Consider the following 26,668-nt stretch of genomic DNA (forward strand, 5'->3'; position numbering starts at 1 on the left):
CAGGCTGACCACCCGCACGGGAGGCGTCAGTGGCCGCGACCGCCCAGCGCCCGCGCGTCCTGCCTGCCGGTGATGTCCTTACGGAGCTCCTTCGGCAGCGAGAACATGAGGTCCTCCTCTGCCGTCTTGACCTCCTTCACCTCGGAGTAGCCTGCGCCCGAGAGATCCGCGAGAACCTCCTGCACCAGCACCTCCGGGACCGACGCACCGCTGGTCACGCCGACGGTCGCGACGCCCTCGAGCCACTCCTGGCGGATCTCGCTGGCGTAGTCGATGCGGTAGGCGGCGGTCGCGCCGTACTCGAGGGCGACCTCCACAAGGCGCACCGAGTTGGACGAGTTGGCAGAGCCGACCACGATCACGAGGTCGGCCTCCTCCGCGACCTTCTTGATGGCGACCTGGCGATTCTGCGTCGCGTAGCAGATGTCGTCGCTCGGTGGGTCCTGGAGGTTGGGGAAGCGCTCTCGGAGGCGGCGCACGGTCTCCATGGTCTCGTCGACGGACAGCGTGGTCTGCGACAGCCAGACCACTTTGTCGGGGTCCTTCACCTCGATGTGGTCGACGTCGTCGGGGCCGTTCACGAGCGTGACGTGGTCGGGCGCCTCACCGGCGGTGCCCTCGACCTCCTCATGGCCCTCGTGGCCGATGAGGAGGATCTCGTAGTCGTCGCGGGCGAAGCGCACGGCCTCGCGGTGCACCTTCGTGACCAGCGGGCAGGTGGCGTCGATGGCGAGGAGGCCGCGGTCGGCTGCGGCGTTCACGACCGCGGGCGACACCCCGTGCGCGGAGAACACGACATGGGCGCCCGTCGGCACCTCGTCGACCTCGTCGACGAAGATCGCCCCCTGCTGCTCCAACTCGGAGACGACGTGCACGTTGTGCACGATCTGCTTGCGCACGTAGACCGGCGCACCATAGTGCTCGAGCGCCTTCTCTACAGCCACGACGGCCCGGTCGACTCCGGCGCAGTACCCGCGCGGGGCGGCCAACAGCACGCGCTTGTGTCCCTGGACCGGGATATCCTGAAGCCGTCCGCGCGCACCGGTGTCCCGCTTGACGGGGATCCGGGGCATGGGGAGGCTGATGGTCGCATCGCTCACTCCTCGATCGTACGCGGAGCGCGCTGAAGAACGAATGGGAGGCCGGGTGGCACAGGTCGCAGGCAGCACGCCGACGAGCACGCCGACGATGACGCCCGGGCCGCCGACCCTCGACGCCCCGTGGCCGGTCGCACTGCTCGCCGACCGCATCCGCGGCTGGATCGATCGCCTCGGCACGGCGTGGGTCGAAGGCGAGATCACGCAGTGGGGCGTGTCGGGCGGCAACGTCTACGGCAAACTCAAAGACCTGCGCGAAGACGCCACGATCTCGTTCACGATCTGGTCGTCGGTGCGTGCCCGCATCCCCGCCGACCTCAAACAGGGCGACCGGGTCATCGCCGCGGTCAAGCCCAACTACTGGGTCAAGGGCGGCAGTCTCACCATGCAGGTCTCCGACATGCGCCATGTGGGCCTCGGCGACCTCCTCGAGCGGCTCGAGCGCCTGCGCGCGCAGCTGACGGCCGAGGGCCTGTTCGCGACCGAGCGCAAGAGACGCCTCCCGTTCCTGCCGCACACCATCGGGCTGGTGACCGGCAAAGACTCCGACGCCGAGAAGGATGTGCTCCGCAACGCGCAGCTGCGCTGGCCGCAGGTGCGGTTCCGCGTGGTGCACGCCGCCGTGCAAGGCGACAGGACGCCGACCGAGGTCGTGGCGGCCATTCGCGCCCTCGACGCCGACCCCGAGGTGGAGGTCATCATCGTGGCGCGCGGCGGCGGCGACTTCCAGAACCTGCTCGGCTTCAGCGACGAGCGGGTCGTCCGCACGGCGGCCGAGGCGCGCACGCCGATCGTGAGCGCCATCGGCCACGAGGCCGACCGGCCGCTGCTCGACGACGTCGCGGACCTCCGCGCCTCCACCCCGACCGACGCCGCCAAGCGCGTCGTGCCCGACGTCGCAGAAGAGCTCGCCCGCGTCCAGCAGGCCCGCTCCCGGATCGGCATGCGACTCACCCACCTGCTGGGCCACGAGATCGACCGCATCGGCCACCTGCGCACGCGCCCCGCGCTGGCGTCGCCGGGCTGGATCATCGACTCCCGGGCCCAGGAACTCACCCGACAGGTCGCCCGCGGCGCCGAGCTCATCGAGCGCCTGGCCGATCGCGAGACCACGCGGATCGCCGACCTCCGCGGCCGGCTGCGAGCGCTCTCCCCGCAGGGAACGCTCGACCGCGGATACGCGATCGTGCAGAACGCGACGGGGCACGTGGTCGGCTCGCCCAGTGAAGCTCCGGAGGGCGCGGTGGTGCGCGTGACAGTCGCGGGCGGCGCGTTCGCCGCCACGGCCGGCGAGCGGCTGGCGTCGCCTGCGACCGATGGAGGCGCCGATCCAGCGGCCGATCCAGCGGCCGCCCAGCGAGACAAATAGAATGGTCACCATGCCCACCCCCGAGATCAGCGCGCTCACCTACGAAGAGGCGCGCGATGAGCTCATCCGCGTCGTCGGGGAGCTGGAGCAGGGCTCCATCACCCTGGAGGAGTCGATCGCCCTCTGGGAGCGCGGAGAGGCGCTGGCGCGCCACTGCGAGGAATGGCTGATCGGCGCGAAGGCCCGCCTCGACGCCGCACGCGCCGGCGCGGTCGCGGAGGCCTCGGGGGCGCCCGGCACATGAGCCCACGCACCAAGCCGCCGGCTGTCGTCGCCGAGCTCGGCCGACCGGAGACGCCGGAGGAGACCGCTGCGCGCAAGGCGCAGAACTCGGCGAACCACCGCAACCGGCAGACGGTCAACAACCTCGTCTACGCGCTCATCGCGACCGTGGCGCTTGTCGCCGTGATCGTCCTGATCGTGCCGCGGGGCAACCCCACGGCGTCGACCCCGCCGGTCGACTACGCCGCCGTCGCACAGCAGGCGCAGGGCAGCGAGCCCGACAAGCTCCTCGTGCCGGAGCTCCCCTCCGGCTGGAAGTCGAACAGCGCCGAGCTCCGCACCAAGACGTCCGACAAGGTGGACGCCTGGTACATCGGCCTCCTGACGCCCAAGGGCCAGTACATCGGCATCGTCCAGGGCTTCCACGCCAACGACAGCTGGGTCGCCGACCAGGTGAACCGCACGCGCATTGCGGGCACCCGCACGATCGACGGCGTCACGTGGGATGTCTACGACAACCGCTCGGCGGGCTCCGACGCGGGCAATGTCGCGTACGCGCTGGCCACGACCGCCGGGAAGAGCACCGTCGTCGTCTTCGGCACCGCGAGCGACGACGAGTTCACGACGGTCGCAGTTACGCTGACCGGCCGGCTGCACGACCTCGGATCCCCGACCCCCGGAGGCAAGTAGATGCCCACGACCCGTCCAAGCCGCGTCTGGAACGAACTGCTGGCCGGCAACGAGCGCTTCGTCTCGGGCACGCCGCAGCACCCCCGTCAAGACGTGGAGCGCCGTGAGACGGTCGCCCAGGGGCAGAACCCGGTCGCCGCGATCTTCGGCTGCGCCGACTCGCGCCTCGCGGCCGAGATCATCTTCGATCTCGGCCTCGGCGACGCGTTCGTGGTCCGCAACGCCGGCCAGGTGGCCTCCGATTCGGCGATCGCCTCGCTGGAGTACGCCGTGGCCGTGCTGAACGTGCCGCTCATCCTCGTGCTCGGCCACGACGAGTGCGGGGCCGTCGCCTCCGCCATCGCGTCGCAGGCCGCAGACGCCGAGCCGCTTCCGCCGCGCATCGCCCGGCTCATCGCCCCGATCGTGCCCGTCGTGCACCGCGTCTCCGGCACGGCGGCCGACCGGCCCGTCGTCCCGTCGGAGGTCGACGCGTCCGAGGTCGGGAAGGAACACCTGCGCGACACCGTGGCCGAGCTGCTCGCGCGCTCGGAGATCCTCAGCGACGCCGTCGCCGCCAACCTCCTCGCCATCGTCGGGGCGAACTACCGGCTCCAAGAAGGTCGGGTCGTTCCCGACGCCGTCGTCGGTATGGCCGAACCGGTCGCCGACTCATCGCACGGGCGCTGACGCGTTCGAGCTCAGAAAGGAAGAACACACCGTGGTGGACACCCAGGCGGGTACCGATTACCGCATCGAGCACGACACGATGGGCGAGGTGCGGGTTCCCGCAGCCGCCCTCTACGGCGCGCAGACGCAGCGCGCCGTCGAGAACTTCCCGATCTCGGGATCGGTTCTCGAGCCGGCTCAGATCGCCGCGCTCGCCCGCATCAAGAAGTCGGCCGCGCTCGCCAACGCGCGTCTCGGCGTCGTCGACGCCGATGTCGCAGAGGCCATCGCCGCCGCCGCAGACGAGGTCATCAGCGGCGCGCACAACGAGGACTTCCCGATCGACGTGTACCAGACCGGTTCCGGCACGTCGTCGAACATGAACATGAACGAGGTGCTGGCGACGCTCGCCTCCCGCCGGCTCGGCCGCCCGGTGCACCCGAACGATCACGTCAACGCGTCGCAGTCGTCCAACGACGTCTTCCCGACCTCCGTGCACATCGCCGTCACCGGCGCGCTGATCGACGACCTCATCCCCGCGCTCGACCACCTCGCGGTGGCGCTGGAAGAGAAGGCGGAGCTCTGGGCCACGGCCGTCAAGTCGGGCCGCACTCACCTGATGGATGCGACCCCGGTCACTCTCGGCCAGGAGTTCGGCGGCTACGCGGCGCAGATCCGCTATGGCATCGAGCGGGTTCAGGCCGCGCTGACGCGTGTCGCGGAGGTCCCGCTCGGCGGCACCGCGGTCGGCACCGGCATCAACACCCCGATCGGCTTCCCGCAGCTCGTGATCGAGCTGCTGACCGCCGAGACCGAGCTGCCGATCACCGAGGCGCGCAACCACTTCGAGGCCCAGGCCAACCGCGACGCCCTGGTGGAGGCCTCCGGCGCCCTGCGCACGATCGCCGTCAGCATCACCAAGATCTGCAACGACCTCCGCTGGATGGGCTCCGGCCCCAACACCGGCCTCGGCGAACTGCACATCCCCGACCTGCAGCCGGGATCCTCGATCATGCCGGGCAAGGTCAACCCCGTCATCCCGGAGGCCGTGCTGATGGTCGCCGCCCGTGTCGTCGGCAACGACGCCACCATCGCCTGGAGCGGCGCCTCCGGGCTCTTCGAGCTCAACGTGGCGATCCCGGTCATGGGCACCGCACTGCTGGAGTCGATCCGTCTGCTGACGCAGGCCAGCCGGGTGCTCGCCGACAAGACCATCGCCGGTCTGGAGGCCGACCTCGACCGCGCTCGCGCGTTCGCCGAGTCGAGCCCGTCGATCGTCACGCCGCTCAACCGCGTGATCGGCTACGAGGCGGCCGCCAAGGTGGCCAAGCACGCGGTCGCCCAGGGCATCACCGTGCGGGAGGCCGTGATCGACCTCGGCTTCGTCGAGCGCGGCGAGATCACCGAGGAGCAGCTCGACTCGGCGCTCGACGTGCTGAGCATGACCCACCCCGGCTGATCCCGGCCGAGCAACGCCGGCTCTCGACCGAGGCGCCCCGCCTATTCGGAGGGGCGCCTCGTCGCGTCTCACCACCCGAGCGCGACGGCCCAGAACGTCACGAGCAGAACCGGTCCGAACGGCAACTCGACGGGCCCGCCCAACGTCGTCCCGACGCGCGAGCCCAGCAGCATCCCGGCCGCGAGCCCGCCGAGCACGAGCGACGCCACCACCCAGGCGGCGACGGCAGCGACGGCCTCCCCCGGCGGCCCGCGCTCGGCCACGAGAGCCGCCAGGGCCGACGCGAGCAGGGCCGCGAGCTTCACGTCGCCCATGCCGAGCCCGCCGCCGCAGGCGAGCACGAGGAACGCGAGCAGCACGCCCAGCGAGCACAGGGCCGCGGCGACCACCAGCGCGATGCCGCCGGCACCGCTCAGAACGCTCCACACCGCACCGACAGCCACGAAGGCGAGTCCGGGCAGCACGAGCGCGTTCGGCAGCCGCCGTTCTCGCAGGTCGTACCGCACCAGGGCCGCGGTCACCGCGGCGACGTAGAGAGCTCCCACCGCGGCCGGTCCGGCGTCCTGTGCCCCCAGCAGTGCGACGCTCAGACCGGCCGCGAGAGCGATCCGGATCGTTGTTACCCCCATGACCCCACGCTAGGCGTGTGTCTCTGGCGCGCTCACGATTCCACAAGGAATACCGGAATACCGGAACTCCTCACAATTAGGTGGGTTCTTTCACCCCGCCCTTCATCACAGGCCACCGGACCTGCATCAGGCGAGCTCGTTCCCCTCCAGCATCTCCGTCACCAGCGCCGCGATCGCCGAGCGCTCCGACCGTGTCAGCGTGATGTGCGCGAACAGCGGGTGCCCCTTCAGCGTCTCGATCACCGAGGCCACGCCGTCGTGGCGGCCGACGCGCAGGTTGTCCCGCTGCGCCACGTCGTGTGTCAGGACGACGCGCGAGTTCTGGCCGACGCGGCTCAGGACCGTGAGGAGCACGTTGCGCTCCAGCGACTGCGCCTCGTCCACGATCACGAACGCGTCGTGCAGCGAACGGCCGCGGATGTGCGTCAGCGGCAGCACCTCCAGGATGCCGCGGTCCAGCACCTCGTCTAGCACGTTCTGCGAGACGAGCGCGCCGAGGGTGTCGAAGACGGCCTGACCCCAGGGGTTCATCTTCTCGCCCTGGTCGCCGGGCAGGTAGCCGAGCTCCTGGCCGCCCACGGCGTAGAGCGGCCGGAAGACCATGACCTTCTTGTGCTGCTGCCGCTCGAGCACGGCCTCCAGCCCGGCGCACAGCGCCAGCGCCGACTTGCCGGTGCCGGCGCGGCCTCCGAGCGAGAGGATCCCCACCTCGGGGTCGAGCAGGAGGTCGATCGCCAGCCGCTGCTCCGCGCTGCGTCCGTGCAGGCCGAAGACGTCGCGGTCGCCACGTACGAGCTTCACCTCGCCTTCGGCCACTACCCGTCCGAGCGCCGACCCGCGGTCGGAGTGCACGATGAGGCCGGTGTTCACCGGGAGCCCGTCGACGAGCGGCGTGCGCATCCACTCTTTCTCGTAGAGATCGCTCATCCGGTCGCTGCCGAGCGAGATCTCGGCGAGCCCCGTCCAGCCGCTGTCCACGACCTGCTCGTGCCGGTACTCCTCCGCCGCGAGACCGATCGACGACGCCTTGACGCGCATGGGGAGGTCTTTGGAGACGACCGTGACGGCCAGGCCGTCGTTCGCGAGGTTCATCGCCACCGCGAGGATGCGGGAGTCGTTGTCGCCGAGCTGCATGCCGCTCGGCAGCACCGACATGTTCGAGTGGTTGAGCTCCACGCGAAGCGAACCACCGTCGCCCACCGGGATCGGGAAGTCGAGCCGCTCGTGCTGGACGCGCAGGTCGTCCAGGTTGCGCAGTGCCTGCCGCGCGAAGTACCCGATCTCCGGATCGTTCCGCTTGCCCTCCAGTTCGCTCACGACGACGACAGGGATGACGACAGCGTGCTCGGCGAACCGGAAGATCGCCTTGGGGTCGGACAGCAGCACCGACGTGTCGAGCACGTACGTGCGCTCGCTCTGACGGATTCCGCTCGATGCCGACTCGAACTGCCGGGTTCCTGATTCAGCCACGACCACTCCCACCCCGCCGCTCCGCTTCCGCAGGAGCCGGCGGATACTTTGGCGAGCCGGCCAGTGGGTTCCGAAAACGAACTTATGTGGCCGCCTCGATCGGGCGCCGTGCCCGATGAGTCGAAGGTACGCCGCGCCGCCGACAGGAGAAGTCCCGACGACCGCGTGTCGTGTTTCGTGCAGTGAACCTTCACCCCCAGTTGTGGGAGGCGCGCGATCAGGCCGCTGAGGCGTAGGAGGTCAGCGCGGCGCGCAGCATGTCGAGCGTCTGCCCTGTCGTTCCGGCGTGCATGCTCAGCCGCACGCTGGTCGCACGCACCGTGGCCGTGATCCCGTGGTTGAACAGGGAGGCCGCGAGCACCGTGAGCTGCTCCGGAAGCGGTTCCAGCACCACGATCCCCGCACGCTCGGCGGCGTTTCGCGACGACGCCACCGGCACGGCGAACTGGTCGGCGAGGTCGATCACCTGCTCGCCGACGTCGGAGACGGCGGCGGAGATCTCGCCGACGCCGACCGCCGCGATCTCCTCCAGCGCGGCGGCGAAACGCGCCTGGGCGACGGGGTCGGCTTCCGACACGGTGAAGGCGGACGCGTCCCGAGCGGGGTCGACGACCTCGTCCCACAACTCACCTGCGCCGGTGCCGACCCATCCGCTGAAGACGGGCGTCAGGTGCTCGATCGCCCGTTCGCTGAGCGCGAGGAAGCCCGTGCCCCAGCCCGCGCGCGTCCACTTCTGACCGCCGGAGACGACGACGTCGACGACCCCGTAGGGCGCATCCACCACGCCGAAGCCCTGGATCGCGTCGACGATGAGGAGGCGGTCTCCGATCACCTGGCGGATCCCGTCGATGTCGGCGAGATAGCCGGTGCGCGAGTCGACGAGGCTCACCATCACGGCGCCGGTGGACTCGGTGATCTGCTCCCGGATCTGCGCAGGCGTGACGCGGCCGTGGTCGGTCTCGAGCCACACCGGTGTCACGACGCGCATCGCCTGGGCCGCACGGACGGCCGCGTACGTCACGCTCGGGAACTCGCCAGGCGACAGCAGCACCTCCCCGCCGGTCAGGCCGAAGGCGGCGTGCAGGAGCCCGGTGGAGGCGTTGGGCTGGAAGGCGATCCGCTCGGCGGGGAAGCCGGTGAGGACGGAGACCCCCTCTCGCACGCGCTCGTTCTCGGCGTCCATCCGGTCGACGGTGCCGAAACGAGCCTTCGCGAGCACCTCGTACTGCCCCAGCAGCTCGGCGCGCACCGCCCTCGACAGCGGTCCCACGCGTCCGTAGTCCAGGTATCCGGGCTCCTCGCCGAATCCGGCGGCGAACTCCTCGATCGTCGTCATCCTGACCTCCGCCACCATCCTGCCCGTCGCGCTGCGACCCTGACGAATCGGAGCCGACACGTATCGGCTTCACGCCGAGGATCACCTGCGACGGGTCGAGCGCGACCTCAGAAGCCGTAGCGGCGCTGGCGGCGCGAATAGTCGCGCATCGCGCGCAGGAAGTCGACCTGTCGCAGGTCGGGCCCCAAAGCCTCCACGAAATAGAACTCGCTGTGCGCGCTCTGCCACAGCATGAAGTCGCTCAGCCGCTGCTCGCCGGAGGTACGGATGACGAGGTCGGGGTCGGGCTGACCCCCGGTGTACAGGTGCGCGCCGATGAGATCCGGGGTGAGGAGGTCGGCCAGCGTCTCCAAGCTGCCGCCCTCGGCGTGATGGGCTGCGACGATGCTGCGCATGGCGTCGGTGATCTCCTTGCGGCCTCCGTAGCCGACCGCCAGGTTGATGTGCATCCCCGTCGTGCCCGCCGTGCGCTTCTCGGCTTCGGCGAGCGCGTCCACCAGCCGCTCGGGGAGACCCGCCGTCGAGCCGACGTGTTTGATGTGCCAGTCGCGGTAGCGGGAGAGGTCCTCCGCCAGCTGGGCGATGATCTCGATCAGGTCGGCGAGCTCGGAGCTGTCGCGGTTGGTCAGATTGTCCGACGACAGCAGGTAGAGGGTCACCACCTCGATACCGAGGTCGTCGCACCACTCGAGGAACTCGCGCATCTTGGCCGCGCCGGCGCGATGTCCGTGCGCGGCCGTCGTGAGCCCCGCCTGTCGGGCCCAGCGCCGGTTGCCGTCGATGATCATCGCGACGTGCCGCGGCAACGACTCCCGGCCGAGCCCCGCGAGATAGCGCCGCAGCCGCTTTTGGTACAGACCGTAGAGCACCCCATTGGCCGTCTCGGAACTCCGTCTGCTCACGCAGCTACGTTAGCGCGGCCCGAGAGACAGGTCTTCCAGCTTCCGACCGCCCGTCTGCCTTAACCTTGCTCCATGACGCCGCGAAACGCCCACGAGCCCGAGGATGTCGCCCGGCTGCTCGCAGAGCCGGCCGCCGACCTCCAGCCCGCCGACGCCGCGGTCAAGGAGGACGACTCTCGAGGCCCGGATCTGCCGAACATCCCACTGCTCGACGCCTCGCCCGCGAACCCCACCGACATCAAGCCGACCTGGCGCGGCTGGATCCATGCCGGCATGTTCCCGGTGTCCATCGCGGCGGGGATCGTGCTCATCTGCCTGGCGCAGGGGGCTCCCGCCAAATGGGCGTCGGCGGTCTTCATGGTGACGTCGATGCTGCTGTTCGGCAATTCGGCGCTCTACCACCGCTTCAACTGGGAGCCCCGCACGAAGGTCGTGCTCAAGCGCATCGACCACGCCAACATCTTCCTGCTGATCGCCGGCACCTACACGCCGCTCGCCGTGCTGGCCCTTCCTCCGCAGAAGGGCGTCCTGCTGCTCGGCATCGTCTGGGGAGGCGCGCTAGTCGGCATCGGCTTCCGCGTGTTCTGGATCAACGCACCTCGCTGGCTCTACGTGCCGATCTACCTGCTGCTCGGCTGGGCGGCGATGATGTACATCGTCGATCTCTTGAACGCCAACGTCGCGATGATGGTGCTGGTGTGCGTCGGCGGTGTCTTCTACACGATCGGCGCCGTGATCTACGGCATCAAACGCCCCAACCCGTTCCCCGGGGTCTTCGGGTTCCATGAGATCTTCCACACGCTGACCGTGCTGGCGTTCCTCTGCCACTGGACGGCGACGTTGCTGATCGCGATGAACCCCGCCTACAACGGCTGACGGGCAGACACGCGACTCAAGAGGAGGCGGAAGGCCCCTCGTCGTCGCCGTCGGCGGTCTGCTCACCATCCAGCTTCTCAGCGATCTCGGCGCGGTAGCGCACCCGGCGGATCCGCCTCGTCATGTCGATGACCAGCAGGACGGCGGCCACCGCGATCAGGAACGTCACGGTGAAACCCACGACGCCCGGCGTGACCTGATCTTCGTTCGGGCCGGAGGTCGGCGTCGGGGTCGGCGTGGCGGCCAGCCAGACCCCGGCCTTCAGCAGCAGCTCCCCCATCACGCAGCCTCACCGGTTCGTGCGGACGAGGCGTTCTGAGGCATGGGAGCCTTCCCTTTCGCGAGTGGTGCCGGCTTTCAGGTCGGGAGCCGAGCGGGGGCACGAAGCGCGATTCACAGCTTCGCCTCCTAGTCTTGTCTCAGCCTACCGTCGCCCCGACGGCGGGCCTGAACGCGCACCGAGAGGGCATACGGCAACGGCGATGGCAGGCGAGAACCAGGCGCCGTCCGCGACTCCCGAGTCGCCCACCCTCCAGACCCGCTACGGTCGCACTCCGGGCCGACGCCGCCGCGACCGCTGGCTGCTCGTCGGCGGCGGGCTCGCCGTCGTAGCCGTCGTGACCGCCTGGGTCTTCTGGGCCGGCTGGGACAACAACCAGGCCGACCTGGAGACCACGGACACCGCCTACACCATCCCCGACGCGCACCACGTCGAGATCACGTTCACCATCAACGCCCAGCCGGGAACCGGCGTCACCTGCGCGCTGCAGGCGCTCAACGACGACTACGCGATCGTGGGCTGGCGCATCGTGAGCTACTCTGCCAGCGACGCACGTGTGACGACGCACACGGAGACGATCCGAACCATCGCGCAGAGCAACACGGGTTTGATTAACACCTGCTGGCTGACCTAACATGCTCTGGATACGCCCCGGCCGAGGCCGGGGCGTCTACTTTACCCACCGGCCTCGGCCGGGAATCAGCCGAATGCGGTTCACACCGCAGGCGCGAAGGAGTTCACCATGTCCCAGGAGTCACAGGTCACCTTTCTGACGCAGGACGCGTACGACCGCCTCTCGGCCGAACTCGAGGAGCTCAGCGTCAACGGCCGTAACGAGATCGCGAAGCGCATCGAAGCGGCCCGCGAAGAGGGCGACCTCAAGGAGAACGGCGGCTACCACGCCGCCAAAGACGAGCAGGGCAAAATGGAGGCCCGCATCGTGCAGCTGACGAACCTGCTGCGCAGCGCGACCGTCGGCGAGGCGCCGGAGAGCCACGGCGTCGTGGAGCCCGGAACCGTCGTCACCGCGACCATCGCCGGCGACGAGAGCGTCTTCCTGATCGGCAACCGCGAGATCGCGGCCGGCACCGACCTCCCCGTCTACAGCGAGCAGAGCCCGCTCGGCGCCGCCATCCTCGGCCTCAATGTCGGCGACAAGACCGAGTACACCGCGCCGAACGGCCGCCAGATCGCCGTCGAGGTCACCAAAGTCGACACCTACACCGGCCAGTAATCCGGCCCCTAACCCCCGAACACAGGAGGACCGCTCGTCCGAACGCCGGATCCGAGCGGTCTTCCTGTGCTCGGAGGCGGGACGCCACTACTCCTCTTCGAGGACGGGGTCGTAGCCGGCCGAGCGCAGCACCTGGATGACCTGCTGCCGGTGCTCCGTGCCGCGCGTCTCGACCGAGACGACGAGCTCGACCTGGCTGAGCTGCAGTCCGTTGCCGTGCCGCGTGTGCAGCACCTCCACGACGTTGGCGTTGACGCCGGCGAGGATCTCCGCGATGCGCGCGAGCTGACCGGGGCGGTCGGGCAGCATGATCGAGAGCCGCAGATAGCGGTCGGAGGCCGCGAGGCCGTGCGCGATGACCCGCTGCATCAGAAGCGGGTCGATGTTGCCGCCCGAGAGGATCGCGACGACCGAGCCCGGCCCGTCGGCCGGCACGAGACCTGCCAGGATCGCGGCCACACCGGCGGCCCCCGCCGGCTCCACGACGAGCTTCGCGCGCTCCAGCAGCACCAGGAGGGCACGGGCGATGTCGTCCTCGGTGACCGTGACCACCGCGTCGACCGCGTCGCGCACGATCTCGAAGTTGAGGATGCCCGGCTTGCTCACGGCGATGCCGTCGGCGATCGTGGCGACGACGCCGATCTCGGTCGGCTCCCCGGCCTCCAAAGAAGCGGGGTAGGCGGCCGCGTTGGCCGCCTGCACCCCGATCACCCGGATCGTGCGCCCCTCGCGGGCGGCGCGCTGCTTGACGGCGCTCGCCACGCCCGAGATGAGGCCGCCTCCGCCGATGGGCACGACGATCGTCGCGACATCCGGCACCTCGTCGAGGATCTCGAGCCCGAGCGTGCCCTGGCCGGCGATCACGTCCGGGTGGTCGAACGGCGGGATCAACACCGCGCCGGTCTCCGCCGCGAAGTCGGCGGCCGCGCGCAGCGTCTCGTCGACGATGCTGCCGCTGAGCACCACGTCGGCGCCATACGCCCGCGTGGCCTGGAACTTGGGGATGGCGACGCCGACCGGCATGAAGATCGTGGCGTGGATGCCCAGCTCGCGGGCGGCGAAAGCGACGCCCTGCGCGTGGTTGCCTGCCGACGCCGCGACGACGCCGCGCTCCCGCTCCTCGGCCGTCAGTTTCGAGAGCCGGTGATACGCCCCCCGGATCTTGTAGGAGCCGGTGCGCTGGAGGTTCTCGCATTTGAGGATCACGGGAGCGCCGATCACATCGGTGAGGTACCGGGACGTCTCGATCGGAGTCGGCTGGGCGACCAGGCTCACGATCGCGCGCGCCGCCTCGATCTCCTCGAGGCCGGGGCCGGCGAACGGTGTGCGCGTCGATTCGGTCGCGGTGTCCACTCGCACAGCCTACTCGCGGTCGTATACCGCCGGATGTATGCGACGCGCGCACTGTCACTACGGGCGGTGCAGAGGCCGTGGCACCGTCTCCCAGATCGCTCCGGCAGGAGCCTCCATGACCTCCGGAGGCCTGCCCCGCCAGACCCCGGAGGAGACGTAGTGCACCATCACGTTGAGCACGGCGACGAACGGGACGGCGAACAGCGCTCCGGGGATACCGGCGAGAAGCGATCCGGCAGCGACGGCGAGCACGACCGCGAGCGGGTGCACCTTGACGGCGGTGCCCATGATGAGCGGCTGGAGCACGTGCCCCTCGATCTGCTGGACCAGAAGCACGATCCCGAGCATGATCAGCGCGAAGACCCAGCCCTTGAAGACGAGGGCGATCAAGACCGCGAGGGCGCCCGTGATCACAGCGCCGACGATCGGGATGAACGACCCGAGGAACACCAGCACGGCGATCGGGATGACGAGCGGCAGGCCGAGGAAGAACGCCCCGAGGCCGATGCCGAGAGCGTCGATCGAGGCGACGAGCACCTGCACCTTGGCGAAATTGCGGAGCGTCGTCCAGCCGGCCCGGCCGGCGCCGTCGACAGCGCTTCGAGCGGTCTTCGGGAAGATCCGCACCACCCACCCCCAGATGCTGCGCCCGTCGATGAGGATGAAAAGAACGCTGAACAGGGTCAGCAGGGCGCCCGTGAGCACGTGGCCCAGCGTCGAGCCGATGGAGAGCGCACCGGAGATGAAGACCTGGCTGTCCTGCTGGAGGGACGTCCAGATCGATTGGAACGCGCTGTCGATCTGGTCGGCGGTGAGGCCGAGCGGGCCGGTGGTGAGCCAGGCCCGGAACTGCTCGAAAGCCGCCACCGACTGGGTTTGGAGTTCGTGGCTCTGCCGGGTGACCTGCCAGATGGCGAGATAGAAGAGGCCGCCGACCACCGCGATCAGCGCGACCACGGTGGTGAGGATCGCCAGCCAGGATGGCCAGCGGTGGCGGATCAGGAAGTCCTTCAACGGCACGAGCAGCGCGGCGAGGAGCACTGCCACGAGCACGGGGATGACGATGAGCCGGAGCTGGACGATCAGGAAGATCGCGACCGCGATGACCGCGCCGACGACCAGCAGGCGCCAGGACCACGCGCCCGCGAGGCGCACACTGCGCGGCAGCGACTCGTCGATCGGCTCGGCCGGCGCAGCGAGGTCGCGTCTGCGTCTCAGGAAGCGCGCCCTGACCGACGGGCCCTCGTCCTTCTGAGAGTTCGGGCCGTTCTGCAGGGCCGGCGGGTTCTGCGGTGCCGGGGCGTCGATCTGTGCCATGGCCGTCAGTCTAGGGGCGCGCGCGTTCGGATCCTGCGGGTGCGCTCATGGTTCGAACACCAGCGGTGGATGGTCGATCGAGGTCGAGAACCACGACCAGGACGGTCCGGACGACGTCTGCTGGATCGAAGCGTAGGTGGGCTGTCCCGGCGGGACGTTCTGCAACCCGACCGCGACCGACACGTTGCCGTTCACGGTCTTCACCCCGGTTCCCGTGACGCTGCCGGCGCCGGCGTAGGCGCCGACCGTGAGCGTCACCGGTGCGCTCGTAGAGATGAGGAACGAGATGACGTAGTTCGCCACCCCCGTCACCCCGTAGGCGGCGGGGTCGAAGTGCACGGATACACCAGGACCTCCAGAGGGCACCTGCCGGAAGGTGAACGACGCATACGGCGTTCCCGAGGTGTCCGTCTGCATGATGTCGGACGCGATCACTGTCAGGTTCGTGCGGCCTTTCCCGACAGTGTGCGTCGGGCTGATGGTGTCGATGGGGAGGAGGAACGGCGGCCAGTGCAGGATGTCGCCGGGACGGATCCGAGTGACCACGTCACTCGGCGAGAGGGTCTTCACGAAGGATGCGGGGTCGATGGCGTCCGAAGTTTCGGCGTCCACCCCCGGGACATGCCAGACATGAGGATTACTCTACACTGCGGCTCGCGCCAGGCCGCCGCGCCTCCCACGATGCCGCCAGCCGCGGTGGACGGGAGGCGTGCTGAGCACCTCACCGTCCACCGGTTGGTCAGCGGCTCGCCAGCCGACGCCGGAGGATGACGACCGTTGCGATGCCCGCGAACATGAGAGACGCCGCCGCTCCCGCGAGGACAGCGGTCGAGCCGGCCTCAGAGCCGGTCGCCGCCAGGTGCGGGAGGGCGCGGTCACGGCTGGCTGCACGTCTCCGACGAGTGCCGTCGGCTCGGGGGCAGTCGGGTCGGGGGCAATCGGGTAGGGGCAATCGGCTCGGGGGCAGGAGTCACAATGGCATCCTCCTCGAAATCGGGCTCTTGCGACCCGACGGCCGGTACGACGCGGTACGACCGCGTGTACCAGGGGCCAGGGAGGCGGACGGGCTCGTGGGGCCAGCGGCAGCTGACGGCTCGGTGAACGCTCGATGTCGGACGTTGCCGATAGTGTCGGGCCGTGGTCGAACAGCTCTCCCCCGCCGTGGCACGACGCATCGCGCTCGCGGCGCAGGGCTTCGGGAGGCCGCGGCCGGCGGTGGTGGGCACGCGTCAGCTCAACGCGCTGATCGACCGCATCAACCTGCTGCAGATCGACTCGGTCAACGTCTTCGAGCGCAGCCACTACCTCCCGGCGTTCGCGCGCCTGGGCGCCTACGACCGCACGCTGCTCGACCGGTTGACGTTCGAGGCCGGTGGGCCGCACACGGAGTATTGGGCGCACGAGGCAGCGTTCGTCCGCAAAGACGACTGGCCGCTCTTCCGGTGGCGGATGCGCGCCTACCGCGAGCGCTACGGCACTGGCAACGCCTGGTTCGCCGCCAACGAGAGCACCTTGCAGTGGCTGCGCTCCGAGCTCGCGACGAAGGGGCCCCTGGCGGCGAGTGAGATCGAGCACGACGCCAACCGGCGCTCCGGGCCGTGGTGGGGCTGGTCGGAGGTTAAGCGCGCTCTTGAGCGGATGTTCCTCTTCGGCGAGGTGGCGATCGCCGGCCGCACGCGCTTCCAGCGCCGGTACGGCCTGGTCGACGACGTGCTGCCCGCGAGCATCCTCGACCGCACGGTCGACGACGACGACGCCCTCCGCGAGCTGCTGCGCCGTTCGGCCGTTGCGCACGGCATCGGCACCGCACGCGACCTCGCCGACTACTACCGGCTGAAGGGTCCGCCGGTGCAGCGCGCCCTCCAGCAACTCGAAGACGCGGGCGAGTTGATCCCCGTGCAGGTGCGCGGGTGGGAGGGACCGGGCGGCCGTCCCGTGAAGGCCTGGATGCACCGCGACGCGCGCAAGCCACGGTCGATCGAGGCCGCCGCCCTGCTGTCGCCGTTCGACCCGGTCGTCTGGTTCCGCGACCGGGCGCTGCGGATGTTCGGGTTCCACTACCGCATCGAGATATACACGCCGGCGCCGCAGCGCGTCTACGGCTACTACTCGCTCCCGATCCTGCTCGACGACGAGCTCGTCGGCCGCATCGACCTCAAGAGCGATCGCCAGGCCGGGGTGCTGCGCGTGCAGTCCGCGTGGACCGAGTCCGGCCACGGCGGACCCATCGCCGAACGCCTGGTGCCGCTGCTGGCGCAGACCGCGGCGTGGCAAGGTCTCGGCGAGGTGCGGGTCGCCGACGGTGCGCGTGGCGACCTTGCGCCGGTGCTCGCCGCCGAGCTCTGATCCCGCCTCCTCGACCGGCCTCCTGCACCCTCGCGGAGCCGCAGCGCGCAGGGGTAAGGTGCGGGCATGAGTTCACCGCTGGAGTATCTGAACGCCGACGGAGCCGATGAGGCCGACTTCGAACAGCCCATGCGCGAGCTCTTCGCCTACCGCGACGGCGACCATTGGCGCGACGGCATCGTCACGGGCGTCAAACGCGGATCCGACGGCCGCGCGCACGTGCAGTTCGACGGCCGCATGTGGGTGACGACCGACGACGTCCGCGAGTCCACCCACTACATCGCCGTGCTGCTGAACCCCGACTCGACGGTCTACGCCGAGGTCATCACCGGATACCTCGACGGCGCACCCGCCGACCTGATCCGCGACATCGACGTGGTCGACGGCGCCACCAACGCGGGCACCGAGTGGCGCCCGGTCGACGAGCAGGCCGTGGGCACGCGCGTGCGCTACCGCTACACCGGCACCGCCGAGCTGGAGGCCGCGCGGCCGTAACTCCGGAGATCGGCGACGACACCCCGCCTCCGCAACCGTAAGTCCGGAGATCCGGTGGGCGCTCGCGGCAGTGTCCGGAACTACGAACACCGGGGCGCGCCGTCCACGTGCGGCCAACTCCGGAGATCGGCGACGACACGCCGCCTCCGCAACCGTAACTCCGGAGATCCGGTGTGGGCTCGCGCCAGTGTCCGGAAATACGAACGCCGGGGCGCGCCGCCCGCGTGCGGCCAACTCCGGAGGTCGGCACTCACACGGCCGCGACCTCCGGCGTTACGGACGCCGAAGCGAGCGGCGCGCCGCGATCTCCGGAATCAGCAGCAGCTAGAAGGAGGAGCCCATCTTCTCGAGGCGCTCGACGCGCTCCGGGATGGGCGGGTGGGTCGAGAACAGGCGGCTCATGACGCTGGGCTTGAGCGGCTCCGCGATCCAGAGGTGCGCCATGCTGCTGTTCTGGCGCCGCATCGGCCGGCCGTAGTCCTGCAGCTTGAGGAGGGCGCTCGCCAAGGCGTCCGGGTGCCGCGTGGTCATCGCGCCGGTCGCGTCGGCGAGGTACTCGCGCTGACGCGAGACCGCCAGCTGCACGATCGTGGCCACGAGCGGGGCGATGACGGCCGCGATGAGACCGGCCACCAGCACGATGGGGTTTCCGCCGCCACCGTTGTTGTTGTTGCGGTTGTTGCCGCCGAAGAACGCCATGCGCACGAAGATGTCGGCAATGAGGCCGATGGCGACAGTGAGGCCGAAGACGATCATCGAGAGCCGGATGTCGTAGTTGCGCACGTGGCCGAGTTCGTGCGCCATCACGCCCTCCAGTTCGGCGTCGTTCATGATGTCGAGCAGGCCCGTGGTCGCGGCGACGGAGGCGTGCTGCGGGTCCCGCCCCGTCGCGAAGGCGTTGGGCGCGGGGTCGTTGACGATGTAGACCGCAGGCATGGGCGTTCCGGTCGTGATCGAGAGGTTCTCGACGACGTTCCACAGGCGCGGATTGTCGGCCTTGGTGATCGGAACCGCCCCGGACATGCTGAGCGCCTGGCCGGAGGCCATGAAGTACTGGATGACGGCGTAGACGATTGCGCCGATCGCGACCCAGGCGAGGATCGCCCAGCTGTTGTAGATGACCGAGAACAGCCATCCGAGCGCGCCGATGAGAACGAGGAAGAACAGGATGATGAAGACGGTGTTGCGCTTGTTCCTGGCGATAGCCCTGTACATCGACGACCTAGAACTGCACGCGCGGCGGCTCGGCGATCGCCGCCAGGTTGTCGACCTCGAAGAACTCCCGCTCGCTGAAGCCCAGGCGGCGGGCGAACAGGTGGTTGGGGAAGACCTTGATCTTGGTGTTGAACTCGCGCACGCCGCCGTTGTAGAACCGGCGGGAGGCCTGGATCTTGTCTTCCGTGTCGACCAGGTCGGCCTGCAGGCGCAGGAAGTTCTGGCTCGCCTGCAGCTGCGGGTACGCCTCCGCTACGGCGAAGATGCTTTTCAGGGCCGTCTGCATGTGCCCCTCGGCCGCGGACGCTTCACCCGGCGTCTGGGCCGTCAGCGTCTCGGCGCGCGCCTTGGTGACGGACTCGAAGACCCCGCGCTCGTGCGCGGCGTAGCCCTTGACCGTCTCGATCAGGTTGGGGATGAGGTCGGCACGGCGCTTCAGCTGCACCGTGATGTCGCTCCACGCCTCGTCGACCCGGACCTTCAGGGTGACCAGCGAGTTGTACGTGGCCCAGAAATAGATTCCGATGATCGCAACGAGCACGACGACGATGATGACCGGAATGAGCCATTCCATTGCGGGAACTCCTATGCGTGTGGGCGCTGATCGACAGTGCTGACAGCATCCTAACGGGCGCGGATGCGCCTCCCACTGCCTTCCCACCACTCTCGAAGCAACCGCAGTGGGGATGGACAGGCCCGCGGTTCCCGGGTGCAGAATTGCTGTCGTGAGCGACATCGCCGAACGCCGCAGACGGGGACGACCGCGCAAAGAGCGCGGCGCGGCCTCCACCCGTTCGGCCATCCTCCGGGCGGCCGCGGACGAGTTCACCGACCGCGGCTACGAGGCCGCGTCGTTGCGCGCCATCGCCCGCCGAGCGGGTGTCGACTCGGCACTCGTCCATCACTATTTCGACGACAAAGCCGACCTGTTCGCGGCGACGCTGGAGGCGCCGCTGCGGCCGGATCGCGTGTTGGACGTCGTGCTTGGCGCGCCGCGCGAGGCGATCGGCCAGACACTGGTGCGCTACCTGCTCACCCAGCTGGAGGACGAGCGCGCCGCCGGACGTATGGTGCTCATCCTGCGTACCGCGCTGGGCAGCGGCGCCGGCACCAGGATGCTGCGCGAGTTCCTCACCAGAGAGGTGTTCACCCGTCTGGCGTCCCTCGCCCACACCGACGACGCCGACCTCCGCGCCGACCTGGCCGCGTCGCAGATCGTCGGCCTGATGATGACGCGCTATGCGCTGAAGCTCGAGCCGGTCGCGAGCGCCGCTCCCGACGAGCTGGCGAGGCGGGTGGGACCGGTGATCCAGTGGCATCTCTTCGGCGATCTTGACGGGCGGGTCGGATCGGGCGAATAATTCATCACATGATGAATTCGGTCGACGCCGCCGTCGTGATCGAGGGCCTTCTGGTGCGCCGCGGCCGCACTGCGGTGCTCGACGGGCTCGGCCTGAGCATCCCGCGCGGACAGGTCGTCGGCCTCCTCGGGCCGAGCGGCTGCGGCAAGACGACGCTGATGCGATCGATCGTGGGCGTGCAGCGGGTCGCGGGAGGCCGAGTGGAGGTGCTCGGCCAGCCTGCCGGCTCGGCCGCGCTGCGCCATCGGGTGGGCTACGTGACCCAGGCCGCGAGCGTCTACGATGACCTGACCGTGCGGCAGAACCTCGCCTACTTCCGCCGCGTGCTCGGAGCGGGCAAGGACGACGTCGAGCGCGCGATCGAGGCGACCGACCTGGGGGCGAACGCCGGACAGCTGGTCTCCACTCTCTCCGGCGGCCAGCTCAGCCGCGTCTCGCTGGCCGCCGCACTGCTCGGCTCCCCCGATCTCCTGGTGCTCGACGAGCCGACGGTGGGGCTCGACCCGCTGCTGCGCGTCGAGCTGTGGTCGCTCTTCCACCGTCTCGCCGACGGCGGAACGAGCCTCCTGATCTCGAGCCACGTGATGGACGAGGCGACGCGCTGCGACCGGCTGCTGTTGATGCGCGAAGGCGCGATCCTCGCCGACACCACGCCGGAGGAGCTGCTCGCCGAGACCGGCGCGGCGGATGCCGAGGGCGCGTTCCTCACCCTGCTGCGTCGGCACCATCCCCGCCACGCGCTCGACGAGCCGGCACAGGACGACGAGCAGGGCGGCAGGAGCGACGAGGGGGCCGCGCGATGAACGCCGGCCGCACTCTCGCCACCGCGGGTCGCGTCCTCACGCAGATCCGGCACGACCCGCGGACGATCGGCTTGCTCCTCGCCGTCCCGAGCCTCCTGATCGGGCTCGTGGCCTGGATATTCACCGACACCGATGTCTTCTCTACGATCGGGCCCGCGATGCTCGCGCTCTTCCCCTTCGTCGTGATGTTCCTGGTGACAAGCATCACGACCCTGCGCGAGCGTCGCACAGGCACCCTCGAGCGGCTCCTGTCGATGCCTCTCGGCAAGGGGGACTTCATCCTCGGCTACACGTTGGCCTTCGGTCTGCTCGCCGTCGTCCAGTCGCTGGTCGCTTCGGCATACGCGATCTGGGTGTGCGGGCTCGACATCAAGGGCGACCCGTGGCTGATGGTGGCGGTCGCGGTGACCGACGCGGTCCTGGGGAGCACGCTCGGCCTGTTCGCGAGCGCGTTCGCCCGCACCGAGTTCCAGGTGGTGCAGTTCATGCCGGCGATCGTGTTCCCGCAGATCCTGCTCGGCGGGATCTTCCTCCCCCGCGACCAGCTTCCCGCCGGACTGAAGGAGATCAGCGACTGGCTGCCGCTGTCGCACGCCGTCGACGCGCTCAACGCCGTCGCGACGAACTCGCACGATGCCGCCTACGTGGGAGGCCAGCTCCTGATCATCGGCGCGTTCGCGGTCGGCGCCGTCGTCGTCGGCGCCCTCACCCTCCAGCGCCGCACCGCGTAGCAGCGCTCGAGTACGCCCATAATCGGTCAGAAACCGCCGAGTACGCAGACAGTTCGCGTACTCGCGAGTTGGTCAGGGGCCGAGTACGCAGACAGTTCGCGTACTCGGGGGTTGGTCAGGGGCCGAGGACGCGGCGCAGGTAGGCGTTTTCGAAGCGGCGGTCGGGGTCGAGGCGGTCTCGAACGGCGAGGAAAGCGTCGAACCGCGGATAGGTCTCGCGCAGCGACTCGGCGTCGCGGAAGTGCAGCTTGCCCCAGTGCGGCCGGCCGTCACTCGCCTTCATGATCTCCTCGACCGCGGTGAAGTACGCGGTCGGGTCCTCCCGGAAGTACCGGTGCACGGCAATGTAGCCGCTCTCGCGGCCGTACGCCGTCGACAGCCAGTTGTCGTCGGCCGCCGCCGAGCGCACCTCGATCGGGAACGAGATACGCCAGCCCTGACGCTCGATGAGCGCCTTCACCTCCGCCAGCGCGCCGGGCACGGCCTCCCGTGGAATCGCGTACTCCATCTCGCGAAAGCGCACCGTGCGGTTCGTCACGAACACCCGCGGCGAATAGTCGGTGAAGTCGCGGTTGCCGGTGAGGCGCTGCGCGAGACGGCTGAACGGCGGGATGATCGCCGGGGCCATCGTGCCGACCGCGCACACTCCGCGGTAGATCCCGTTGGCGAGGAGTTCGTCGTCGACCCAGCGGCCGGCCGTCGACAGCGGCGCCCGCCGCTCGGTGAGGGGCAAGCGGGTGTTCGTCTTGGTCAACCCGGTCTCGGTGTGCGGGAACCAGTAGAACTCGAAGTGGTCCTCCGACGCCGAACGGTCCAGGTAGCTGTCGAGCACCTGCTGCAGCGGCTCCGGTCGCTCGACCGCTTTCAGCAGGTAGGCGGGGACGCACTGCAGCGTCATGTCCACGAGAACGCCGAGCGCTCCGAGGCCGAGCCGCGCCGCCGGGAGCAGCTCGGCGTTCTCATCGTCGCTGATCGTCAGCAGCTCGCCCGACCCGGTCACGAGGGTGACCGCGACGATCTGGGTGGCGAGACCGCCGAACGCACCGCCGGTGCCGTGCGTGCCGGTGGAGGTCGCCCCTGCGATGGTCTGGCGGTCGATGTCGCCCATGTTCTGCAGGGCCAGGCCGTACGGCCGCAGCAGCCGCGGCAGCTGGTGGAGGTGCGTGCCGGCGGCCAGACGCACCCGGCCGCGCTCGAGATCCACGTCGAGGACGCCGCTGATGTCCTCGAGGTCGAGCAGCACTCCGGGAGCGGCCGCGATGCCGGTGAAGCTGTGCCCGGCTCCGACCGCCTTGATCCGCATCCCCTGCTTCGCCGCGGCCGCGACCGCGCGCTGCACGGCCTCGGCGTCGCGCGGACGTTCGACGCGCTGCGGCCGGATCGACTCGCTGCGGCCCCAGTTGCGCCACACCGCTCCGGTCGCGGTCACAGGAAGACCTTCCCTTCGCCGCGGTAGCTCGGCACGGACCCGACGACTGCGGCACGGCCGTCGATGACGTCGACGAGGTAGAAGTCGTTCACGTGTTCGCTCAGCTCGCCGGACTTGGTGTGCCGCAGCCAGACCCGGTCGCCGATGCGCAGGATGCCGGCGGCGGCGCCGGTCACCGGGGTCTGCACCTCGCCCGCCATCTCGCGGTCGACCATCGACAGCTCGGTCGGCCATTCGATCTTCGGGAGCCGATCGGCCCCGGGAGGGCCGGACGCGATCCAGCCACCGCCGAGGAGGGTGGCGGTACGCTCGTCGGGCCGGCGCACCACCGGCAGCGCGAACGACGCGGCAGGCGCCGGCCGGAACCCGCGGTAGGTGTCGAACAGGTGACCGCCGAGCAGGCCGCTGCCGGCGGCGATCTCGGTGACGGACGGGTCGGAGGCCGTGAACTCCAGCGAACCGGTGCCGCCGCCGTTCACGAACTCGAGCTCTGCGAGCTCGCGCACGGTCGCGACGGCCTCCCCGCGCCGTGCGAGCAGCTCCTCCTGCGAGCTCTTCTGCATCCAGCGCAGCGTCGCAGCCCAGGCCGGGCGCCCGGGCGGGTTGTCGCCCTGGCCGGCGATCTGCGCCTCGTAGCCCATCATCCCGACCAGTGCGAAGCCCGGTCGCCGCACGATCGCCTCGGCGACCTCCCCGACAGCCTGCACGGTGTGCAGCGGGGAGCGGTAGACGCCGATGTGGCCGAGCACCGGCGCGTCCCACGACGAGTCCAGTTCGAGGCAGAGCCGGATGATCTCGCGATCGGCGGGCGGGACGACCGCGTCGATCAGGTCGAGGTGGGCGACCGAGTCGACCATGAGCGTCACGCGCGCGGCGAGCTCCGGCGAGGCGGCGAGACGTGCGATGGCGGCCCGGTCGGCCGTCGGGTAGCCGACGACGACGTCCTCGATCGGTGGGTGCTCCGCGTCGCCCTCGGCCAGCCAGAGCGCCTCCGGGAGGGTGTACGCCAGCACGCCCGCGTACCCGGGCAGCGCGAGCACGGCGTCCAGCACCGACCGCACCCGCACCGACTTGGAGGCGACGCGGATCGCCTTGCCCGGACGGTCCGTGCTGCCTCCCGCGCGCCGCAGCATGTCGTGCGCGTTGTGGCGGAGTGCCGGGAGATGCAGGACGCCGAAGGCCGGGTCGAGGCGAGCCGTCGCGACGGTCAGCGCGGGCCAGAACACATCGGGGGTCGTCCAGGTGCGCTCGGCCGGCGCCGGCTTGGTGGTCAGATCGATCGGGTTCACGGCGTCCTTCTGTCTGTTCTGCGTCTTCGGCGAGTTCTGCGAAGTCGGGGTCGTGCGCGGCATCAGCGCACCGCCTTCACCCGGGCGACCGCGAGCGCGCCCGCGAATGCGAACACCCCGGAAAGCACGAACAGGCCGACGAACCCGCCGAGGGCGGCCACGATCGCGGCGCCGAACAGCGGGGCCATCGCCTGGGGCACGGCCGTGGCGATGTTCATGATGCCGAGGTCCTTGCCCCGGTTCTCCGGGTCGGGAAGCACCTGCGTGGCGAGCGCCTGGTCGACGGAGAGGAAGCAGCCGTAGCCGAGGCCGAGCAGGCCGGCGGCCACCATCGCGACCGTCAGCTCGGGCACGAACGCCAGCAGCAGCGCTGCGACGCCCTGCAGCGCCGAGGAGATGAACACGAAGGCCTTGCGCCTCCCGAGCCGGTCGGACAGGCGGCCGAGGGCGAGGGAGGCGATGATCACGAACACCATGTAGATGAGGATCAGCACGAGCAGATCGTCGTCGGCGTGCTCGTCGTGGAGGCCGAACTCCAGGAAGTACAGCAGCAGCGAGGTCCCGAACGCGTTGCCGAAGTTCACCAGGACCCGGCTGAGCAACGTCCAGCCGAAGTCGGGGTACTCGCGCGGGCTGATCCAGAGACCCTCGATGATGCCCCGGACGGTCATCTTCTCCTGCAGGTGGGCAGGCAGGACCGCGTCGGGCAGGAACAGGAACGGCAAGACGAGCACGACCAGGAGCACGGCCATCGCTGTGTAGCCGAGCAGCGCCCCGACGAAGAAGTAGGTCACCAGCGAGACGCCGAGGATGATCCCGATCGCCTGCGGAGCGCTGATCCAGCCGGAGACGTAGCCGCGCTGATCCACCGGCACCTGGTCGGAGATCGTCGCCGTGAGCGCTGCGGTGAGCACGCAGAAGCCGGTGAGCGCGAGCGACCAGAAGACCCCGATCCCCACCATCGTCGTCTGGAAGCCGAGCAGCACGAGCGAGACCGCGAACAGCAGGGCGCCGCCGGCGATCCACGGCCGGCGGCGGCCGAACCGGCTGGTCGTGCGATCGGACAGCGCGCCGGTGAGCGGATAGGCGACGATGGCGCACACGCCCGAGATGCCCGAGATGATCCCGAACGCGATGACGTTGTCGACCCAGTAGTCGGTGTGCAGCTGCGACTGCACCTGGTCGGGCAGCAGCTTCTGGATGGGCGCGAGCTGCGCCATCCAGACCCCCAGCCAGGCGACGGCGAAGGCGGCGATCCAGCGGCCGGGGACACGCCGGGTGGGTTCGGCGAAGACCGTCGGCGTCGAGGTATGGGTCATCGGGCACCTGCATTCGGGTTGTGGAGGAGGGATCGGGCGGCATCGCCGCCGGCCGGGTCGGCGAGCGCGGCGAGCGCGTCCGCCGCGAAGTCGAGTGCACGTTCGGCCGCGGCGTCGTCGCGGGTGACGAGCCAGGCGATCGTGACGCCGTCGGTGAGGGTCACGAGAAGGCGGGCGACCTCCGAGAGCGGGCGATTCCAGGCGCTGCCGGTGAGGTCGGCGGCATCCCTCGCGGCGCGCTCGGCGAGCTCGTAGTAGCGGTCGTACTGCCGCCCGGCCAGCGGCGCCAAGCCCGGCTCGCGCAGCGCCCACTGCGTCAGCTCGAACATGGCCTTCTCGCGATCGGGGTCGGCCCGGACGCCGTCGAAGTAGTGCTGGAGGCCGGAGCGGATCGCCGCGCGGAGTCCGATGGGGGCTCGGGCGGCGTCGAGTGCCGGCTCGAGATCGGTCTGTTCGCTGGAGACGACGGCGTTGATCAGTTCGACCATCAGTTCGTCGCGGGATTCGAAGACGTAGTGGAAGCTGGCCAGCGGCATCCCCGCCTCGCCGACGATCCTGCGGGTCGTGGCGGCAGCTACGCCATCGCGGGCGATGACCCGGAGCGCCGCCTGCACGAGTGCCGCGCGGCGGTCAGCCGAGGGAATGCGCGTCATCGGAGCTCCTCGCGGCGGGCGTTTCGCGCACCCTCGCGCGAAATGGGACAGTTGACCCACTTGTCAGTATGCCGTAAATCCGGCCCGGTGGTTTGACATGCGGTGCGTCGCCCGCCTGGAATGGGATGGAATGCGGGTATTTCTG

Annotated in this window: 28 protein-coding genes; 13 read left to right on the plus strand and 15 right to left on the minus strand. The window is 69.8% G+C overall.

Annotated elements, in window-relative coordinates:
- Positions 1–26: 26 nt before the first annotated feature.
- Positions 27–1,073, minus strand: a complete 1,047-nt coding sequence (locus tag ACPPVW_RS01085) for a 4-hydroxy-3-methylbut-2-enyl diphosphate reductase (protein WP_426626227.1) — start codon at positions 1,071–1,073, stop codon at positions 27–29.
- Positions 1,074–1,188: 115 nt separating this feature from the next.
- Here ACPPVW_RS01085 and xseA point away from each other — a divergent pair, with 115 nt between their 5' ends.
- The 5 genes from xseA to ACPPVW_RS01110 are packed head-to-tail and all read left to right on the plus strand — an operon-like array spanning position 1,189 to position 5,485.
- Positions 1,189–2,466 carry an exodeoxyribonuclease VII large subunit gene (gene xseA / locus ACPPVW_RS01090; protein WP_426626228.1) on the plus strand — a complete coding sequence of 426 codons (1,278 nt, stop codon included), beginning with the start codon at positions 1,189–1,191 and terminating at the stop codon, positions 2,464–2,466.
- Between the two features lies 1 nt (position 2,467).
- Entirely contained in the window at positions 2,468–2,710 is a 243-nt protein-coding gene (locus ACPPVW_RS01095; protein WP_426624719.1) for an exodeoxyribonuclease VII small subunit, read from the plus strand.
- Positions 2,707–3,378: a DUF4245 domain-containing protein gene (locus ACPPVW_RS01100; protein ID WP_426624720.1), complete on the plus strand. Its 672-nt coding sequence runs from the start codon at positions 2,707–2,709 to the stop codon at positions 3,376–3,378. The genes ACPPVW_RS01095 and ACPPVW_RS01100 overlap by 4 nt, the downstream gene beginning before the upstream one ends.
- Positions 3,379–4,047 carry a carbonic anhydrase gene (locus tag ACPPVW_RS01105; RefSeq protein ID WP_426624721.1) on the plus strand — a complete coding sequence of 223 codons (669 nt, stop codon included), beginning with the start codon at positions 3,379–3,381 and terminating at the stop codon, positions 4,045–4,047. It abuts the gene before it with no gap.
- A gap of 31 nt (positions 4,048–4,078) precedes the next feature.
- Entirely contained in the window at positions 4,079–5,485 is a 1,407-nt protein-coding gene (locus tag ACPPVW_RS01110) for a class II fumarate hydratase (RefSeq protein ID WP_426624722.1), read from the plus strand.
- Between the two features lie 68 nt (positions 5,486–5,553).
- Here the strand turns inward: ACPPVW_RS01110 and ACPPVW_RS01115 are convergent, their stop codons facing one another.
- From ACPPVW_RS01115 to ACPPVW_RS01130, 4 genes are all read right to left on the minus strand, one after another.
- The gene (locus tag ACPPVW_RS01115) at positions 5,554–6,114 is read right to left on the minus strand and encodes a prepilin peptidase (RefSeq protein ID WP_426624723.1); all 561 of its coding nucleotides are present in this window, start codon (positions 6,112–6,114) and stop codon (positions 5,554–5,556) included.
- A gap of 126 nt (positions 6,115–6,240) precedes the next feature.
- Positions 6,241–7,590 carry a PhoH family protein gene (locus ACPPVW_RS01120; protein WP_426626229.1) on the minus strand — a complete coding sequence of 450 codons (1,350 nt, stop codon included), beginning with the start codon at positions 7,588–7,590 and terminating at the stop codon, positions 6,241–6,243.
- Positions 7,591–7,801: 211 nt separating this feature from the next.
- Positions 7,802–8,920, minus strand: coding sequence for an aminotransferase class V-fold PLP-dependent enzyme (locus ACPPVW_RS01125; protein ID WP_426624724.1), 1,119 nt, complete (start codon positions 8,918–8,920; stop codon positions 7,802–7,804).
- Between the two features lie 107 nt (positions 8,921–9,027).
- Positions 9,028–9,822, minus strand: a complete 795-nt coding sequence (locus tag ACPPVW_RS01130) for an isoprenyl transferase (RefSeq protein WP_426624725.1) — start codon at positions 9,820–9,822, stop codon at positions 9,028–9,030.
- A 72-nt stretch (positions 9,823–9,894) separates the two neighbouring features.
- Here ACPPVW_RS01130 and trhA point away from each other — a divergent pair, with 72 nt between their 5' ends.
- Entirely contained in the window at positions 9,895–10,698 is an 804-nt protein-coding gene (gene trhA / locus ACPPVW_RS01135; protein ID WP_426624726.1) for a PAQR family membrane homeostasis protein TrhA, read from the plus strand.
- A 16-nt stretch (positions 10,699–10,714) separates the two neighbouring features.
- On the opposite strand, the gene ACPPVW_RS01140 is transcribed toward trhA, so the two are convergent.
- A complete protein-coding gene (locus tag ACPPVW_RS01140) occupies positions 10,715–10,978 on the minus strand; it encodes a hypothetical protein (RefSeq protein WP_426624727.1) in 264 nt (87 codons plus the stop codon).
- 202 nt (positions 10,979–11,180) lie between these two features.
- Between ACPPVW_RS01140 and ACPPVW_RS01145 the strand changes: the two genes are divergently transcribed.
- Together ACPPVW_RS01145 and greA are read left to right on the plus strand one after the other, a co-directional pair.
- Positions 11,181–11,612 (plus strand): DUF4307 domain-containing protein, encoded by a 432-nt coding sequence (locus tag ACPPVW_RS01145; protein ID WP_426624728.1) that lies wholly within the window; start codon positions 11,181–11,183, stop codon positions 11,610–11,612.
- 108 nt (positions 11,613–11,720) lie between these two features.
- Entirely contained in the window at positions 11,721–12,212 is a 492-nt protein-coding gene (greA, locus tag ACPPVW_RS01150) for a transcription elongation factor GreA (RefSeq protein ID WP_426624729.1), read from the plus strand.
- 87 nt (positions 12,213–12,299) lie between these two features.
- Here the strand turns inward: greA and ilvA are convergent, their stop codons facing one another.
- Genes ilvA through ACPPVW_RS01165 form a run of 3 tightly spaced genes read right to left on the minus strand, consistent with a single transcriptional unit; the run spans position 12,300 to position 15,494 of the window.
- Positions 12,300–13,565, minus strand: a complete 1,266-nt coding sequence (ilvA, locus tag ACPPVW_RS01155) for a threonine ammonia-lyase (protein ID WP_426624730.1) — start codon at positions 13,563–13,565, stop codon at positions 12,300–12,302.
- 57 nt (positions 13,566–13,622) lie between these two features.
- Positions 13,623–14,882, minus strand: a complete 1,260-nt coding sequence (locus tag ACPPVW_RS01160) for an AI-2E family transporter (protein WP_426624731.1) — start codon at positions 14,880–14,882, stop codon at positions 13,623–13,625.
- A 45-nt stretch (positions 14,883–14,927) separates the two neighbouring features.
- The gene (locus ACPPVW_RS01165) at positions 14,928–15,494 is read right to left on the minus strand and encodes a hypothetical protein (protein ID WP_426624732.1); all 567 of its coding nucleotides are present in this window, start codon (positions 15,492–15,494) and stop codon (positions 14,928–14,930) included.
- 525 nt (positions 15,495–16,019) lie between these two features.
- On the opposite strand from ACPPVW_RS01165, the gene ACPPVW_RS01170 reads away from it, so the two are divergent.
- Both ACPPVW_RS01170 and ACPPVW_RS01175 read left to right on the plus strand, forming a co-directional pair.
- Entirely contained in the window at positions 16,020–17,228 is a 1,209-nt protein-coding gene (locus ACPPVW_RS01170; protein ID WP_426624733.1) for a winged helix-turn-helix domain-containing protein, read from the plus strand.
- A 66-nt stretch (positions 17,229–17,294) separates the two neighbouring features.
- Positions 17,295–17,723, plus strand: coding sequence for a hypothetical protein (locus ACPPVW_RS01175; RefSeq protein WP_426624734.1), 429 nt, complete (start codon positions 17,295–17,297; stop codon positions 17,721–17,723).
- A 324-nt stretch (positions 17,724–18,047) separates the two neighbouring features.
- Here the strand turns inward: ACPPVW_RS01175 and ACPPVW_RS01180 are convergent, their stop codons facing one another.
- Both ACPPVW_RS01180 and ACPPVW_RS01185 read right to left on the minus strand, forming a co-directional pair.
- A complete protein-coding gene (locus ACPPVW_RS01180) occupies positions 18,048–18,938 on the minus strand; it encodes a M48 family metalloprotease (protein WP_426624735.1) in 891 nt (296 codons plus the stop codon).
- A gap of 7 nt (positions 18,939–18,945) precedes the next feature.
- The gene (locus tag ACPPVW_RS01185) at positions 18,946–19,512 is read right to left on the minus strand and encodes a LemA family protein (protein WP_426624736.1); all 567 of its coding nucleotides are present in this window, start codon (positions 19,510–19,512) and stop codon (positions 18,946–18,948) included.
- Between the two features lie 151 nt (positions 19,513–19,663).
- Here ACPPVW_RS01185 and ACPPVW_RS01190 point away from each other — a divergent pair, with 151 nt between their 5' ends.
- From ACPPVW_RS01190 to ACPPVW_RS01200, 3 genes are read left to right on the plus strand one after another with little or no spacing between them, the layout of a single operon-like run.
- A complete protein-coding gene (locus ACPPVW_RS01190; RefSeq protein ID WP_426624737.1) occupies positions 19,664–20,299 on the plus strand; it encodes a TetR family transcriptional regulator in 636 nt (211 codons plus the stop codon).
- 8 nt (positions 20,300–20,307) lie between these two features.
- Positions 20,308–21,102, plus strand: coding sequence for an ABC transporter ATP-binding protein (locus tag ACPPVW_RS01195; protein WP_426624738.1), 795 nt, complete (start codon positions 20,308–20,310; stop codon positions 21,100–21,102).
- The gene (locus ACPPVW_RS01200; RefSeq protein WP_426624739.1) at positions 21,099–21,833 is read left to right on the plus strand and encodes an ABC transporter permease; all 735 of its coding nucleotides are present in this window, start codon (positions 21,099–21,101) and stop codon (positions 21,831–21,833) included. The genes ACPPVW_RS01195 and ACPPVW_RS01200 overlap by 4 nt, the downstream gene beginning before the upstream one ends.
- A 115-nt stretch (positions 21,834–21,948) precedes the next feature.
- Here ACPPVW_RS01200 and ACPPVW_RS01205 read toward each other — a convergent pair whose 3' ends face one another.
- Genes ACPPVW_RS01205 through ACPPVW_RS01220 form a run of 4 tightly spaced genes read right to left on the minus strand, consistent with a single transcriptional unit; the run spans position 21,949 to position 26,523 of the window.
- On the minus strand, positions 21,949–23,262 hold the full coding sequence (locus ACPPVW_RS01205) for a D-arabinono-1,4-lactone oxidase (RefSeq protein WP_426624740.1): 1,314 nt from the start codon (positions 23,260–23,262) through the stop codon (positions 21,949–21,951).
- Positions 23,259–24,614, minus strand: a complete 1,356-nt coding sequence (locus tag ACPPVW_RS01210) for an amino acid deaminase/aldolase (protein ID WP_426624741.1) — start codon at positions 24,612–24,614, stop codon at positions 23,259–23,261. The genes ACPPVW_RS01205 and ACPPVW_RS01210 overlap by 4 nt, the downstream gene beginning before the upstream one ends.
- Positions 24,614–25,870 (minus strand): MFS transporter, encoded by a 1,257-nt coding sequence (locus tag ACPPVW_RS01215; RefSeq protein WP_426624742.1) that lies wholly within the window; start codon positions 25,868–25,870, stop codon positions 24,614–24,616. Before ACPPVW_RS01215 ends, ACPPVW_RS01210 begins: the two co-directional genes overlap by 1 nt.
- Entirely contained in the window at positions 25,867–26,523 is a 657-nt protein-coding gene (locus tag ACPPVW_RS01220) for a TetR/AcrR family transcriptional regulator (protein ID WP_426624743.1), read from the minus strand. Before ACPPVW_RS01220 ends, ACPPVW_RS01215 begins: the two co-directional genes overlap by 4 nt.
- Positions 26,524–26,668 lie beyond the last annotated feature (145 nt).

This window comes from Leifsonia sp. McL0607, from assembly GCF_049993355.1.
GTDB lineage: Bacteria > Actinomycetota > Actinomycetes > Actinomycetales > Microbacteriaceae > Leifsonia.